This window comes from Pseudoxanthomonas sp. SE1 (assembly GCF_029542205.1).
Classification (GTDB): Bacteria; Pseudomonadota; Gammaproteobacteria; order Xanthomonadales; family Xanthomonadaceae; genus Pseudoxanthomonas_A.
The window spans coordinates 1,261,115-1,275,330 of record NZ_CP113783.1 but is presented as its reverse complement, the minus strand read 5'-3'; the positions used below and the strand labels follow the sequence as shown (position 1 = coordinate 1,275,330).

16 protein-coding genes are annotated in these 14,216 nt (G+C 65.7%); 11 read left to right on the top strand and 5 right to left on the bottom strand.

Annotated features, from left to right (window positions below; all coding sequences use genetic code 11):
- Positions 1-70: 70 nt before the first annotated feature.
- Positions 71-514 carry a copper chaperone PCu(A)C gene (locus OY559_RS05830; protein WP_277729120.1) on the bottom strand — a complete coding sequence of 148 codons (444 nt, stop codon included), beginning with the start codon at positions 512-514 and terminating at the stop codon, positions 71-73.
- Between the two features lie 38 nt (positions 515-552).
- Here OY559_RS05830 and OY559_RS05825 point away from each other — a divergent pair, with 38 nt between their 5' ends.
- On the top strand, positions 553-1,329 hold the full coding sequence (locus tag OY559_RS05825) for an enoyl-CoA hydratase/isomerase family protein (protein WP_277729119.1): 777 nt from the start codon (positions 553-555) through the stop codon (positions 1,327-1,329).
- Positions 1,330-1,341: 12 nt separating this feature from the next.
- Here the strand turns inward: OY559_RS05825 and OY559_RS05820 are convergent, their stop codons facing one another.
- The 3 genes from OY559_RS05820 to OY559_RS05810 form a co-directional block, all read right to left on the bottom strand.
- Entirely contained in the window at positions 1,342-2,205 is an 864-nt protein-coding gene (locus OY559_RS05820; RefSeq protein ID WP_277729118.1) for a sulfurtransferase, read from the bottom strand.
- Positions 2,202-3,005, bottom strand: a complete 804-nt coding sequence (locus tag OY559_RS05815) for a CoA pyrophosphatase (protein WP_277729117.1) — start codon at positions 3,003-3,005, stop codon at positions 2,202-2,204. Before OY559_RS05815 ends, OY559_RS05820 begins: the two co-directional genes overlap by 4 nt.
- Before the next feature lie 174 nt (positions 3,006-3,179).
- Positions 3,180-3,881, bottom strand: a complete 702-nt coding sequence (locus tag OY559_RS05810) for an FKBP-type peptidyl-prolyl cis-trans isomerase N-terminal domain-containing protein (RefSeq protein ID WP_277729116.1) — start codon at positions 3,879-3,881, stop codon at positions 3,180-3,182.
- Positions 3,882-4,044: 163 nt separating this feature from the next.
- Here OY559_RS05810 and OY559_RS05805 point away from each other — a divergent pair, with 163 nt between their 5' ends.
- The 3 genes from OY559_RS05805 to nth are packed head-to-tail and all read left to right on the top strand — an operon-like array spanning position 4,045 to position 5,892.
- Positions 4,045-4,827 (top strand): enoyl-CoA hydratase/isomerase family protein, encoded by a 783-nt coding sequence (locus OY559_RS05805; protein WP_277729115.1) that lies wholly within the window; start codon positions 4,045-4,047, stop codon positions 4,825-4,827.
- A gap of 10 nt (positions 4,828-4,837) precedes the next feature.
- Complete coding sequence (locus tag OY559_RS05800) at positions 4,838-5,227, top strand: hypothetical protein (protein WP_277729114.1); 390 nt, start codon at positions 4,838-4,840, stop codon at positions 5,225-5,227.
- Positions 5,224-5,892, top strand: coding sequence for an endonuclease III (gene nth / locus OY559_RS05795; RefSeq protein WP_277729113.1), 669 nt, complete (start codon positions 5,224-5,226; stop codon positions 5,890-5,892). Before OY559_RS05800 ends, nth begins: the two co-directional genes overlap by 4 nt.
- A 177-nt stretch (positions 5,893-6,069) precedes the next feature.
- On the opposite strand, the gene OY559_RS05790 is transcribed toward nth, so the two are convergent.
- Positions 6,070-7,368 carry an OprO/OprP family phosphate-selective porin gene (locus OY559_RS05790; RefSeq protein WP_277729112.1) on the bottom strand — a complete coding sequence of 433 codons (1,299 nt, stop codon included), beginning with the start codon at positions 7,366-7,368 and terminating at the stop codon, positions 6,070-6,072.
- 439 nt (positions 7,369-7,807) lie between these two features.
- Here OY559_RS05790 and pstS (OY559_RS05785) point away from each other — a divergent pair, with 439 nt between their 5' ends.
- The 7 genes from pstS (OY559_RS05785) (at position 7,808) to OY559_RS05755 (ending at position 14,169) form a co-directional block, all read left to right on the top strand.
- Complete coding sequence (gene pstS / locus OY559_RS05785) at positions 7,808-8,827, top strand: phosphate ABC transporter substrate-binding protein PstS (protein WP_277729111.1); 1,020 nt, start codon at positions 7,808-7,810, stop codon at positions 8,825-8,827.
- Between the two features lie 214 nt (positions 8,828-9,041).
- Positions 9,042-10,136 carry a phosphate ABC transporter substrate-binding protein PstS gene (gene pstS / locus OY559_RS05780; RefSeq protein ID WP_277729110.1) on the top strand — a complete coding sequence of 365 codons (1,095 nt, stop codon included), beginning with the start codon at positions 9,042-9,044 and terminating at the stop codon, positions 10,134-10,136.
- Positions 10,137-10,218: 82 nt separating this feature from the next.
- A complete protein-coding gene (pstC, locus tag OY559_RS05775) occupies positions 10,219-11,190 on the top strand; it encodes a phosphate ABC transporter permease subunit PstC (RefSeq protein WP_277729109.1) in 972 nt (323 codons plus the stop codon).
- Positions 11,190-12,044, top strand: coding sequence for a phosphate ABC transporter permease PstA (gene pstA / locus OY559_RS05770; RefSeq protein WP_142123844.1), 855 nt, complete (start codon positions 11,190-11,192; stop codon positions 12,042-12,044). The genes pstC and pstA overlap by 1 nt, the downstream gene beginning before the upstream one ends.
- 61 nt (positions 12,045-12,105) lie before the next feature.
- Entirely contained in the window at positions 12,106-12,891 is a 786-nt protein-coding gene (pstB, locus tag OY559_RS05765; protein ID WP_277729935.1) for a phosphate ABC transporter ATP-binding protein PstB, read from the top strand.
- Positions 12,892-12,899: 8 nt separating this feature from the next.
- A complete protein-coding gene (gene phoU / locus OY559_RS05760) occupies positions 12,900-13,610 on the top strand; it encodes a phosphate signaling complex protein PhoU (protein WP_277729108.1) in 711 nt (236 codons plus the stop codon).
- A 148-nt stretch (positions 13,611-13,758) separates the two neighbouring features.
- Positions 13,759-14,169, top strand: a complete 411-nt coding sequence (locus OY559_RS05755) for an HvfA family oxazolone/thioamide-modified RiPP metallophore (protein WP_277729107.1) — start codon at positions 13,759-13,761, stop codon at positions 14,167-14,169.
- Positions 14,170-14,216 lie beyond the last annotated feature (47 nt).

Genomic DNA, 14,216 nt, shown 5'->3' with positions numbered 1-14,216 from the left:
TCGCGATATGCGTGATCTGGCGCGGTTGCATTCGCGACTCACGTCGCTCCCACACCTGCACTCCAGGATCTCAGGGCGACGACTTGCGCACCTCGAACTGCACCGGCAACGAGCGGCCATCGGCCAGCTTCAGCGTGATCACGACCTTCTCGCCGGCGGCCAACGACTGGTAGGGACCGTGCAGCATCAGGTGCAGGCCACCCGGCTTCAGCTCTGCCACCTTGCCGGGCGCGATGGGCAGCGCGGCCACTTCGCGCATCCGGCTTACGCCGTTCTCTTCGCGCGTTTCGTGCAAGGACACGTCGTCGAAGGCGAGGCTCTCGGCACCGACGATGCTTACCGGCGCCTTGCACGGATTCTCGATGCGACCGAAGCCCGCCATCATCGGCATCGCGACCGGCGGCAGGCGCACCCAGGCAGCCTTCACCACGGGAAGGCACTCTGCCGCGTTGGCGGAGCCGATGCAGGCGATCAAGAGCGCGGACAGGCCGATCATTCCAGTGCGATGGTTCATGCGCCTATGATACCGGCCTGACTTCAGGGAGCGGATGAATGACCGGACTCATCGACACCTTCGACCATGGCGACATCCGCGAGATCCGGCTGGCGCGCCCGCCCGTCAATGCTCTGAACACAGAGCTGTGCCGCGCCCTGATCGACGCGCTCAACGCCGCGCTGGACCATGGGGTGCGCGGCATCGTGCTGGCCGGCAACCCGAAGATCTTCTCTGCCGGCATGGACGTTCCCTATCTGCTGTCACTGGGCGACGACCGCAAGGCACTCCTCGACGCCTGGCAGGCATTCTTCGGCGCGGCGCGCACGCTGGCCGAATCACGCGTCCCGGTAGTGGCGGCCATCACCGGCCACGCGCCGGCTGGCGGCTGCGTCCTGGCGCTGTGCTGCGATTACCGCGTGATGGCGCGCAGCGCGGATCCCGCCCGTCCCTTCGCTCTGGGCCTCAACGAGACCCAGGTGGGGCTGGTCGTACCGGAGGGCATCCAGCGCCTGATGCGTCGCGTCGTGGGCACCTACCGCGCGGAACGCCTGCTGGTCGCGGGCGAGATGGTGCCCGCCGAACGCGCCTTGGAGATCGGCCTGGTCGATGAACTGGTCGGTCAGGACGAAGTCACCGCACGTGCCGCCGCATGGCTGCAGCAACTGCTGCGCCTGCCGCACCACCCGATGTTGCAGACACGCGCCCTCGCCCGTCGCGACCTGGTCGAGGCCCTGGATCCTTCCCTGATCCAACTGGAACGCTTCGTCGATGCATGGCACGCGCCCGATACGCAGCAGGCGTTGCGGGCGCTGGTGGACAAGCTGAAGAAGTGAAGCGTCGCGCCGTCAGTCGCCGCGGGCGACCGGACGCGATGGATCGCTGATCCAGCCGCTCCACGAACCGGGATACACCCGCGCACCGCGCAGGCCGGCGTGTTCGAAGGCAAGCAACAGGTGGCAGGCCGTCACGCCGGATCCGCACATCAACACGCTGTCGCCGGGAGCGCGCGTGCCCAGCAGCGAAGACAGCTCGAGGTGGAGCTCCCCGGCCGGCTTGAAACGGCCCTCGCGCAGGTTCTGTGCGAACGGCCGGTTGAGCGCGCCCGGTACGTGTCCGGCGACCGGATCGATGGGCTCGACGTCGCCACGGAAGCGCTCGGCCGCCCGCGCATCCACAAGCCAGCCGCTGTCCTCGTCCAGCCGGTCCAGGACTTCGTCCGCACTGACGAGCTGACGGCCATCGATACGCGACGGATATGCGGCGATGGCTGGCGGCGCGGCCACCTCCGCGGTTTCCTCTCCGCCGATGGCACGCCATGCGGCCAGTCCTCCATCCAGCACCGCCACGCGCGGATGCCTCATCAACCTCAACAACCACCACAGGCGCGCGGCCGCCATGCTGCCGTCGCCGGCGTCGTAGACCACCACCTGGTGTTCCGGCCCGATCCCCCATTCGCCCAGCCTGCGGGCGAACACCTCGCTGTCGGGCAACGGATGGCGACCCTCGCCGACCTTCGACAGATCCGACAGGTCGAGATTCAGATCGGCGTACACCGCGCCCGGCAGGTGCGACGCGGCGTAGGCCTGGCGACCCGCATCCGGCGCCGCGTTGAGCATCACGAAACGCGCATCCACCAGCCGCAGGCCCGGATCACCGAGAACGGCGGACAATGCAGGCGCATCGACCAGGGTGGTCCAGTTCGTGTTCATGCAAGCTGCTCCAGCCGTTGTCGCAGGTTGAACAGGATGGCCGCCGTCGCACCCCAGATGCGCTGTCCCGGCCACGCGTACTCCAGCACGACGCGCCGGCGCCCGCGATAGTCGACTTCGACGCGGCGGAGGTTGTCCGGCGACAGCAGGTAGTCGAGCGGCACTTCGAACACATCGGCCACTTCATTCGGTTCGGGCACCGGCACGAACGCCGGATCGACCAACGCGACCACCGGCACCACGCGGAATCCGCTGATGGTCGTGAATGGATCGAGGAAGCCCAGCGGCGTCACCTGCGACGCCGGCAACGCGATTTCCTCGTGGCTTTCGCGCAAGGCCGCCGCGACGGCATCGGCATCGGTCGGCTCGATGCGTCCGCCCGGGAAGCTCACCTGCCCGCCGTGGTGGCGCAGGCCATCGGTGCGGCGGGTCAGCAGCACCTGGGTGCCCTCGTCGCGAGGAACCAGTCCCGCCAGCACGGCGGCTTCGGCCAATGGTCCCGGCGGCAGCAGGTCGGCCAGATCATCGTGATTCCAGCCCGCTTCGGCCGGCATGGCGCCCAGCGGATGCAGTGCACGGCGCAGTGCACCGCCTTCGCGCAAGCGCTGCTCCAGCGGCGAGCGCACGCGTTCGCGCGCAGGCAGCACGTACTCCATCAGACGCAGGCGTTCGTCATCGTTCATCAGCGACCAGCGCGCGATCTCGGATGTGGTACGGAGGCAGCCTTCACACAACCCGTTGTCGTCCAGCGTACAGACGCCGATGCATGGGCTGAGCACGGCGCGGAAAGCGGTATTCATTTCATCTGGCACCTGCGGAGGGTAGCGCGGAAACGCTGCCCGGCGCTGGAAAGCACTGCGCCGGCACAAGGCCGGCGCAGACGGAACGTTGCTTTGACAGCCACTGGATCCCCGCCTGCGCGGGGATGACGCGGTGACCAAGGCGCCCGCGCGGTGCGCGGACGCGTCATTGCGTCACTTGACGCTGACCAGCTTGATCTCGAAGACCACCGCCACGTTGGGCGGGAAACCGGTGCGCGGATCGGCACCATAGGCCTTGTCCGGCGGCAGTGCGACTTCCCACTTGGCGCCTGCGGGCATCTGCAGCAGGGCTTCACGCATGGCCGGCATCTCGACGGCGCTGACCTTCAGGTCCTTCATCTGCTGCGCCGGGCGTGCCTCGGCCGGGCGCTGGCCGAACGGATACGGGCCGGACACCAGCAGTTCAACCGTGCTGGCCTGGGTCGGCTTGGCACCGTTGCCATTCTCCAGCACCTTGTAGGGAACGCCGCTGGCCAACGACTTCACGCCCGGCTGACCCTTGAAGGTACCGATGAACTGGTCGCTCTTGGTCTTGTTCTCGGCCGCCACCTTGTCGTACTCGGCCTTGGCCTGCTGCGCACGGGCCTGCTCGCGCTTCTGGAAGGCCTCCAGCGCGGGCTTCAGCTGCTCGGACGTCAGCGCCGGTTTCTGCTTGGCGTAGGCGTCCTGCAGGCCCTTCACCACCGAATTGATGTCCAGCTGTTCGCCACGCGCGGTCAGCTCGGCCAGATTGTTGCCATAGTCGTAACCGAAGTAGTAGCTCAACTTGCCCTTCTCGGACGAGACGTCCTGGGCCAGGGCGCTACCGGCCATGGCGAATGCCGCAACTGCGACCACTAACGAACGCACCTTCATCAACACACTCTCCGGATTGGGCGGCGGCATACCGCCTGGAAATGGACGCGCTAGGATAGCCGCCGGGGCGCTTAACCGCCACTGACGACAGCCTGGTCTGACCGGGCCTTCATGGCAGAGTTCCCGCTTCACTCAAATTTTACAATTCACTGCAGAAAACCCCATGTCCGACAGTCTCGTCCTTGTTTCCGATGCGGAAGGCGTCCGCCGCATCACCGTGAACCGCCCCGACAAGCTGAATGCCCTCAATGCCGCCACGCTGGATGCATTGCAGATGGCGTTCGACGCGGCGGCCGCCGACACCACTGTCAGGGTCGTAGTGTTGACCGGCGCCGGCCCCAAGGCATTCGTCGCAGGTGCCGACATCGCTGAAATGGCGGACCTGCGCGCCACGGAGGGCCGCGATTTCTCCCTGCGTGGCCAAAAGCTGATGCGCTGCATCGAGACGCTGCCCAAGCCGGTCATCGCGATGGTGAATGGCTTCGCCCTGGGCGGTGGGCTGGAACTGGCCATGGCCTGCCATCTCCGCATTGCCGCGGATACCGCCAAGGTGGGCCAACCGGAGATCAACCTCGGCCTGATCCCCGGTTTCGGTGGAAGCCAGCGATTGCTGCGCCTGGCCGGGCGCTCGGCCACGCTGGAACTTTGCCTGCTCGGCGCGCCGGTTACCGCCGAGCGTGCGCTGCAACTGGGCATCGTGACCCGCGTGGTGCCGGTGGCGGAGCTGGAAGCGGAGACGGCGAAGATCGCGGCCCAGCTGGCAGCGTCCGCGCCGCTGGCGTTGCGCGCCACGCTCGATGCAGTGAATGTCGGTGGCGAGTGCGGCATCGAAGAAGGCTTGCAGTACGAAACCGCCCAGTTCGGCCTGATGTTCGCCACCGATGACATGCGCGAAGGCACCCGCGCCTTCATCGAGCGCCGCAAGCCGGCCTTCACCGGCCGCTGAGCGGAAGGGCATGGCGTTGACACCATCTCGTTGCCCGACGTGCGACCTCGCGCAGTCTCTACACGCCCTGCTCATGGCAGACGATGTGGATGGCGCCATCGAGGCAGGCCTGATGTCATTCGCTGCCTGCGATTGCACCAACGACGACACCGTCACCATCACGTCGGTGATGCAGGCACAGGCGCGACTGCGTACCGCCTGGGACGCCCGCCGCCGCTACCGGCTGCGGCAGGCGCGCCTGGCGCGACGCGCCCAGGAACGCGAAGCCCGACGCCTGGCCGCGGCGCCGGCCACCACGGACACCGCATGTTCCGCACCCAAACGTCCCGCACTGCCCGCCAGCGCCGCAGCGATCCTGGCGCGTGCCCAGGCCAAGGCGGCCGACAGGATGAAGCGATGACGCGCGCGCCCCGGCGCAATGCCACGTTGACGCGCGCGGAAGTCGTGGAACTCTTCTCGCGCTTGCGCGAGCTCAACCCGAAGCCGACCACCGAGCTGGAATACGGCACGCCATTCGAATTGCTGGTCGCGGTGACCTTGTCGGCGCAGGCAACCGACGTGAGCGTCAACAAGGCGACCCGGCGCCTGTTTCCCGTGGCCAATACGCCGGCGGCCATCCTGGCGCTGGGCGAGGATGGGCTGAAGAAGTACATCTCGACCATCGGCCTGTTCAACGCGAAAGCGAAGAACGTCATCGCCGCCTGCCGCATCCTGCTCGACGAGCACGGCGGCGAAGTGCCACGTTCGCGCGAAGCACTCGAAGCCTTGCCCGGCGTGGGCCGCAAGACCGCCAACGTGGTGCTGAACACGGCGTTCGGCGAGCCCACCATGGCGGTGGACACGCACATCTTCCGCGTCGCCAACCGGACCGGGCTCGCACCCGGCAAGGATGTGCGGGCGGTGGAGGACAGACTGGTGAAGGTGGTGCCGGCGGAGTTCATGCAGGATGCGCATCACTGGCTGATCCTGCATGGCCGTTACGTCTGCAAGGCGCGCAAGCCGGATTGTCCGCAATGCGTGATCCGGGACCTTTGCCGGTTCAAGGACAAGACGCTGCCTCCGTGAACGCCCGCAGGTATGTCCGTGGCAGGCCTCGGAGGCAACCCTGTGTGGGAGCGACGTAAGTCGCGATGGGGGCGCGGGTAAAGCCTCATCGCGACTTACGTCGCTCCCACAGTGAAACCCTATATAAAAAAACCCCGGGACATGCCCGGGGCTTTTCGTTTGCAGCCTGTGCGGTGCTTACCAGCTGAACTGCGTGCGCAGTGCGTACTGGGCGGTCTCGTCGCCGGTGACTTCGTTGTCGCCCTGCGTGTAGTTGAACATGAAGCGCAGGTTCGGGTTGACGTAGTAGTTCATGCCGAGGATCCAGCTGGTGACTTCGCGGTTCAGCGTTTCATTCTCCGCGTAGTCGTAGCGACCGGTCAGCTCCCACAGGCCCTTGTCGGCGACCTTGGGCGAGCCGAACACGCCGGTGCCGCCCTTGTACGGCTTGTGGCCACCGTTGAGCATGAAGCTGCCCTGCACGTAGTACGTCTTCACGTCCTGGTCCGCGCCCAGCGGCTGACCGAACGAGGCGTCGGCGTACTCGGCCTGGAAGAACGCCGGGCCGAACGAGCCAGCGGCTTCGACGGCGTACACGGTGACTTCATTGCGGCTGGCGCCGGTGGTGGTGGCGATGTTCTGCGACGGACCGCGACGACCGGCGTAGTTGAAGGAGGCCGACAGGTTGTCCGAACCCTGGTTGGCGTTCTCGTAGCTGTACCACGCGCCCAGGTGCAGGGTGTTGTTGTCGTTGTTGATCGGCGCGAAGGTCACGCGGCCGGAAGCACCCATGCCTTCGTTGCGCGAGCTGGCCGCGCCGCGCAGGTTGAACACGGTGGCACCGGCGGTGTAGTTGTCGCCGGCACGCAGGTAACCCACGCCCTGCTGGAACTGGCGACCGCCGAACAGGCCCGTGGCGGAGGCGAACGGACGCTCCATCACCAGCAGTTCGTTGGAGCTGGTCAGTTCTTCCATCGCGCGGTACGGCTTGAAGTGACCGATGGTGAACTTGCCGCCCAGCGCCGACTTGGCGATGTAGGCGTCACGCAGGCCGTCCAGGTTGGTGCCGGCGCCGAAGTCCTGCTCCAGCTTGTAATCCCAGCCGTAAGCCTTGCCGCCCAGGGTCAGGCGGGCGCGGCGGAACTCGGTGGTGCCGGTGGTGCTGGCGATATCGCGATCGAACGCGTAGGTGTCGAAGTGGATGCGGCCGCCCACGGAGGCTTCGAACTTGCCGTCGGCCGAGGTCACCTTGATGCCGCCCTTGGTGTCGATCTTCGGCGAACCGGTGTTGAGCTTGTCCAGCTGCGCGGCCGTGTCCAGGTTCACGTCCGACTGCGCGTCGGTACGCTCTTCCAGTTCCAGCAGTTTGGTCTGCATGGCTTCCAGCTGCGCCCTCAGTTCGGCGATCTGCTGGTCACGGGTGTCGGCAGCCGCGGCCGAAAAGCTGGTGCTGCCCATGGCGACGGCAAGCGCGGCAGCCAGGAGGGAATAACGCATGGTGACTCTCCGAGTGGAAGTAGGAGTAAGAACGCTGGCTTCGTGGACGCCGTGCTTCACTTTCGAGATGACCTTCGAAAATCATTAAGCGCCCGTCAAAGATGCGCTAAAGGATGGGAGTGAAATCTTGCAGTCACATGTGAGTTTCATGACCGTCGTGTGACAGTGAGGCTGCCGCTACGCCCACCAGCGGCCCCTCAGTGGTCAGCCACCTATAAAGAAGGGATCGGATGGCGGATCGAGTCCGATGGTCGGTTGCCCGCCCGGCTCTGCTTGCCTTCAGTCACGGGGGGCGGCGCATGGCGACCCCGCATGGATCGCCCGGGTTCCGTCACGCGACTGTCGCAATCACGACACGGCGCTGTCACACAAACGTCGTGGAATGGCCACCCAACGGGCACGCCTGTGCCTTTCACCCTGCCAAACCCAGGAGACTTCAGTGCTCAAATCCATCAAAGCCCGCGCGGCGGCCGTGGCGTTCGCCGCCACGCTTTCGACCGGCGTGCTTGCCGCCGATATCACCGGCGCCGGCGCGACGTTCATCTATCCGCTGCTGTCCAAGTGGTCGGCCGACTACAACACCGCCACCGGCACGAAGATCAATTACCAGTCCATCGGTTCGGGTGGTGGTATTGCGCAGATCAAGGCAGCGACGGTGGACTTCGGTTCGTCGGACGCCCCGATGAAGCCGGAAGAACTGGCCAAGTACGGTCTGGGCCAGTTCCCGTCCGCCATCGGCGGCGTGGTGCCGGTGGTCAACGTGGCCGGCGTCAAGGCTGGCGCGATGAAGTTCGACGGTCCGCTGCTGGCCGACATCTTCCTGGGCAAGGTCAAGATGTGGAACGATCCGCGCATCGTCGCGCTGAACGGTGGCGTCCAATTGCCGGAACAGAAGATCACCGTCGTGCACCGCTCGGACGGCTCGGGCACGACCTTCAACTGGGTCAACTACCTGTCCAAGGTAAGCCCGGAATGGAAGACCACCGTCGGTGAGGGCACCAGCGTGAAGTGGCCGGCCGGCGTGGGCGGCAAGGGCAACGAAGGCGTCGCTGCCTACGTGAAGCAGATCAAGGGTGGCATCGGCTACGTCGAGCTGTCGTACGCGCTGCAGAACAAGATGGCCTATGCCCGCATGAAGAATGCTGCCGGCAACTTCGTGCTGCCGAGCGAGGAGACGTTCCAGGCCGCCGCCGCCAGTGCCGACTGGGCCAAGTCGAAGGACTTCTACCTGATCATGACCAACGCCCCGGGCGAGAACGCCTGGCCGGTAGCGGCGACGAACTTCATCATCATGTACAAGAAGCCGAAGAACGTGGAGCGTGCCAAGGCCACCAAGGAGTTCTTCCGCTGGGCCTACGCCAACGGTGACGCCCAGGCCAAGTCGCTCGACTACGTGCCGCTGCCGGATCCGCTGGTCAAGCAGATCGAGGCGTACTGGGCGCAGAACTACAAGTTCTGATGCTGGTAGGCCAATGCGCTCTCTCCGCGCATTGGCAGGCATGCAGCACCCCTCCCTCAGCTGCATGCGCTAGGCGGGCCTTCGGGCCCGCCTTTTTTGTGCCCATCGAACAAGCCCGGCCTGTCGCATGACAGCGCGAGACCAGCATGTCATCACGCTGTAACAAAAACATCATTTCATAGCGTGGATCACAAACGACACGCCCGGAGATCCCATGCACGCCCACAACGCCCGCTTGGCCACGCTGGCCCTCGCCACTGCCCTGTTCGTCGCCGGTTGCGGCGGCAAGACCGACGCGCCGGCCGCGACGGCAGGCAGCGACTCCGCATCCGCGCCCGCCGAAGGCGTGCAGCAGATTTCCGCCGAAATCACCGGCGCCGGCGCGACCTTCATCTATCCGCTGCTGTCCCGCTGGTCCGCCGACTACAACAAGAGCACCGGCGCCAAGATCAACTACCAGTCCATCGGCTCGGGTGGCGGCATCGCCCAGATCAAGGCCGGCACGGTGGACTTCGGCTCGTCCGACAAGCCGCTTCCGCCGGAGGAGCTCGCACAGGCAGGCCTGGGGCAGTTCCCCTCCGCCATCGGTGGCGTGGTCCCGGTCGTCAACATCGAAGGCATCGAGAGCGGCAAGCTGCGCCTGACCGGCACGACGCTGGCGGACATCTACCTGGGCAAGATCACGACCTGGAACGACCCGGCGGTGGTCGCGCTGAATCCCGGCCTGCCCCTGCCCGCCACCAAGATCAACGTGGTCAAGCGTTCCGACGGTTCGGGCACCACCTTCAATTTCGTCAACTACCTGTCCAAGGTCAGCCCCGAGTGGAAGGACAAGGTCGGCGAAGGCACGTCGGTCAACTGGCCGGTCGGCATCGGCGGCAAGGGCAACGAGGGCGTCGCCGCCTACGTCAAGCAGATCAAGGGTTCGATCGGCTACGTCGAACTGGCCTATGCAACGCAGAACGGCATGGCGTACACCGCCATGCAGAATGCCGCCGGCTCGTTCGTACAGCCGAGCGCCGCCAGCTTCCAGGCGGCCGCCGCCACCGCCGACTGGACCAATGCCAAGGACTTCAGCCTGGTCATCACCAACGCACCCGGCGCGGATGCCTGGCCGATCGCCGCCACCAATTTCATCCTGATGTACAAGCAGCCCAAGGACGCCAAGCGTTCCAAGGATGCGTTCGATTTCTTCAAGTGGGCGCTCGAGAACGGGCAGCCGCAAGCGGACGAGTTGCACTTCGTCCCGCTGCCGAAGCCGCTGGTGGAACAGGTGGAAGCCTACTGGGCATCCGAGTTCAAGCTGTAACAGGAACGACATCGTGTACGGGCCACCATGGGGCCCGTGCACGCTTACCCCAGCACACCACTCTTCCGGTTGAACCCCCACGATGAATGCTGCTGCCTTGCCCGCTGCGAAAGTCAGTGACCGCGACGTGAAAGACACCCGTGCCGACCGCGGATTCCGCTGGCTGGTGACGGGTGCGGGTCTTCTCGTCCTGCTGTCCCTGACCTCGGCAGCGCTTTCGATGCTGTGGGGCGGACGCGCCGCCTTCGCCAAGTTCGGACTTGAGTTCTTCTGGCGTGATGCCTGGAACCCGGTGCTGCAGGACTTCGGTGCGCTGGTACCGATCTACGGCACGCTGGTCACCGCACTCATCGCCATGCTCATCGCCGTGCCGGTAAGTTTCGGCATCGCCATGTTCCTGACCGAAATCGCGCCCAAGTGGCTCCGCACGCCCATCGGTGCGGCCATCGAGCTGCTCGCCGGCATTCCCTCCATCATCTACGGCATGTGGGGCCTGTTCGTGCTGGTGCCCTTCCTGGCGGAACACATCTACCCGTGGATGGATGAAAACATGGGTCAGATTCCGCTGGTCGGCGCGCTGTTCTCCGGACCGCCACTCGGCCTGGGCATGGGCACGGCCGGCCTGGTATTGGCCATCATGGTGATCCCCTTCGTCTCATCGGTGATGCGCGAGGTCTTCCTGACCGTGCCGGGCCGCCTGAAGGAATCGGCGTATGCGCTCGGCTCGACTCGCTGGGAAGTCGTGTGGGACATCGTGCTTCCGTACACGCGCTCCGCGGTGATCGGTGGCGTGTTCCTTGGCCTGGGCCGTGCATTGGGCGAGACGATGGCAGTGACCTTCGTGCTCGGAAATGCGCACAGCCTGACCCTGTCGCTGCTGGAACCCGGCAACTCGATCGCCGCCACCATCGCCAACGAGTTCGCCGAAGCAGACTCGCCGATGTATCTGTCCTCGCTGATCGCGCTCGGCTTCGTGCTGTTCATGGTGACGTTCGTGGTACTGACCATCGCGCGATTGATGTTGCGCCAGCTCAGCAAGCGGGAGGGCAACTGATGAGCGCTTCCCTTTACGGTGTCCGCCGGTTCAAGAACATCGCGGCGCAGACGCTCGCCATCGCGGCCACCGTGTTCGGGCTGTTCTGGCTGGTGTGGATCCTGTGGACCACGTTCACCAAAGGCCTGAGCAGCCTGAACATGGACCTGTTCACGCACATGACGCCACCGCCGGGCGATGAAGGCGGCGGCATGCTCAACGCCTTCTTCGGCAGTGCCGCCATGAGCCTGCTGGGCATCGCGATCGGCGCGCCGGTGGGCGTGCTTGCCGGCACCTTCCTGGCCGAATACTCGCAGAAGAGCTGGATCGGCGAATCCGTGCGTTTCGTCAACGACATCCTGCTGTCGGCGCCGTCCATCGTGCTTGGCCTGTTCGTGTACACGCTGGTGGTCGCGCAGATGGGCCACTTCTCGGCGCTGGCGGGCGGCATCGCGCTGGCCTTCATCGTGCTGCCGGTGGTCGTCCGCACCACCGACGAGATGCTGCGGCTGGTGCCTTCGCAGATGCGCGAAGCCGCGTTGTCGCTGGGTGTGCCGCAGTGGAAGGTGATCGTGCAGGTGCTCTACCGCTCGTCGCTGCCGGGCATCGTGACCGGCATCCTGCTGGCGCTGGCGCGCATCAGTGGCGAAACCGCACCGCTGCTGTTCACCGCGCTCAACAACCAGTACTGGACCACCGATCTCACCTCGCCGATGGCCAATGTGCCGGTGGTGATCTTCCAGTTCGCCATGAGCCCCTACGAGAACTGGCACACGCTGGCCTGGGCGGGCGCCTTTGTCCTGACCATGTTCGTGCTGTTGATCAGCCTGCTGGCCCGCGCCATCGTCCTGCGGAACAAGATCACCCATGAATGACCTGACTTCCCCTACCGTTGCCCGGACCCCGGCCATGAACGACGCACGACTCAACCTCGCGATGCCAGACCGCGCCGTCTCCGACGAGCATGCCAACGTCAAGCTGGCCGCCAAGGACCTGGACTTCTACTACGGCGACTACCACGCGCTGAAGAACATCAACCTGGAAATCCCGGAGAAGCGCGTGACCGCGCTGATCGGCCCGTCCGGTTGCGGCAAGTCCACGCTGCTGCGCGTGTTCAACCGCATCTACTCGCTCTATCCGAAACTGCGCGCGACCGGCGTGGTGTCGCTGGACGGGGAAAACATCCTGGACGCCAAGTACCCGATGAACCGCCTGCGCAGCAAGGTGGGCATGGTGTTCCAGAAGCCGGTGCCGTTCCCGATGACCATCTACGAGAACGTCGCGTACGGCATCCGCCACCACGAGCGCCTGGGCAAGGCCGACATGGACAACCGCGTCGAGCAGGCCCTGCGCCAGGCCGCCCTGTGGGACGAGGCCAAGGACAAGCTGAAGCAGAGCGCGCTGGGCCTGTCCGGCGGACAGCAGCAGCGCCTGTGCATCGCGCGTGCGGTGGCGCTGCGTCCGGACGTGATCCTGCTGGACGAGCCGACCTCGGCGCTGGACCCCATCTCGACCAGCAAGATCGAACAGCTGATCGAGGAACTGAAGCACCAGTACACCATCGCCATCGTCACCCACAACATGCAGCAGGCGGCGCGCGTATCGGACTACACCGCCTTCATGTACCTGGGCGAGCTGGTGGAGCACGACGTCACCTCGACGATCTTCTCCAACCCCGGCAAGCAGCAGACGGAAGACTACATCACCGGCCGTTTCGGCTGAGGACGCCCATGAACACCCAACCGAACGACCATATCGTGAAGAGCTACGACGAAGAACAGCGCCGCATCGTGGCCGAGATCGTGCGCATGGGCGAAACCGCCGTCGCCCAGTTGGAAGCCGCGCTGGACGTGGTCGAGCGCCGCGACGACAAGGCCGCCCAGCGCATCATCGCCAACGACGAAGCCATCGACGCCATCGAGCACCAGGTCAGCCATGACGTAATGCACCTCGCCTTGCGCGGACCGATGGCGCGCGACCTGCGCGAGATCCTCGCCGGCCTGCGCATCCCCGCCGATATCGAGCGCATCGGCGACTATGCGGCCAACGTCGCCAAGCGCTCGATCGCCCTCAACGTGTCGCCGCCGATGCCGCAGATCACCGGCCTGCGCGCGCTCGGCAAGCTGGCGGCCCGCCAGGTACGCGACGTGATGGTGGCCTACCAGAACAGCGACGCCGAACAGGCTGTCCAGGTGCGCGCACGCGATGCCGAACTGGATGCGCACTACACCGCGCTGTTCCGCGAGCTGTTGACCTACATGATGGAAGACCCGCGCAACATCACGCCGTGCACGCATCTCCTGTTCATGGCCAAGAACCTGGAGCGGATCGGCGACCACGCCACCAACATCGCGGAGAACGTCTGGTTCCTGGTGCACGGCGAGCAGCCCCTGCCCCCGCGCGACAAGCGCGACGAGACCAGCACCACCGGCGCCATCTGAGCCTTTCGCCGCACCGCAACACCCGGAACGCCCCGCCATCGCGGGGCGTTTCCGTTCCAGCCCCTGCCCACACGAACCGCTAACGTCCCGCAGCTACAATCCCGCCACGTTGGTGCGGATACCCCGCCCATTCCCGGGAGAGACCACGATGTCCAAGAACACCACCAAGCCCGCCGCCATCGCCGTTGCCCTGGCGGGCGGCATCCTGCTGGCCGGTTCCAGCTTCGCGATGGAACCGCTGGCCCAGGGCTACCTGCTGGCCGCGCCCGAAGCCGCCAAGGCCGGCGAAGGCAAGTGCGGGGAAGGCAAATGCGGCGAAGGCAAGTGCGGCATGGCCAGGGCCGATACCGACAAGGACGGCAAGGTCTCGCAGGTCGAGTTCGCCGCTGCCCATCCGGACAGGACGGCCACGTTCGCCAGCATCGACACCAACAAGGACGGCTTCATCGACGCGGCCGAGCACAAGGCCCACGCGGGCACCAAGGGCGCCGAGGGCAAATGCGGCGAAGGCAAGTGTGGCGAAGGCAAGTGCGGGGCCGACAAGAAGAAGGAAGGCTGATCCGGCCTCATTGAATGACCATCCCGCCTTCCCCGGAAGGCGGGACG